This window comes from Streptomyces beijiangensis (assembly GCF_017315755.1).
Taxonomy (GTDB): domain Bacteria; phylum Actinomycetota; class Actinomycetes; order Streptomycetales; family Streptomycetaceae; genus Streptomyces; species Streptomyces beijiangensis.
Genome location: NZ_JAFLRJ010000559.1, coordinates 1 through 238, shown reverse-complemented (window position 1 = coordinate 238; position 238 = coordinate 1). Strand labels below are relative to the sequence as shown.

1 pseudogene is annotated in these 238 nt (G+C 71.0%); it reads left to right on the top strand.

The window, feature by feature from the left end:
• Positions 1-238 (top strand): annotated as a pseudogene (locus J0695_RS36745) (MFS transporter); the annotation flags it as partial.

Here is a 238-nt window from a genome sequence, read left to right as displayed (position 1 = left end):
ACGTTCGCCCTGATCGTGGCGGGCATCGGCGTGACCAGCGGCATCGCCTACTCCCCGTGGATGGCCGGCCTCACCGAGACCGTCGAGCGCCGCAACCCGGCCGCGACCGCCACCGGACTCGCTGTCTGGGGCTGGATCCTGCGTGTCGTCGTCGCCGTCTCTGCGGCGTTCCTGCCGGTCGTGGTGGCCTCGGTGACGCCGATAGCCGAGCACGGGAATGAGGTACGGAGTGCGCAGG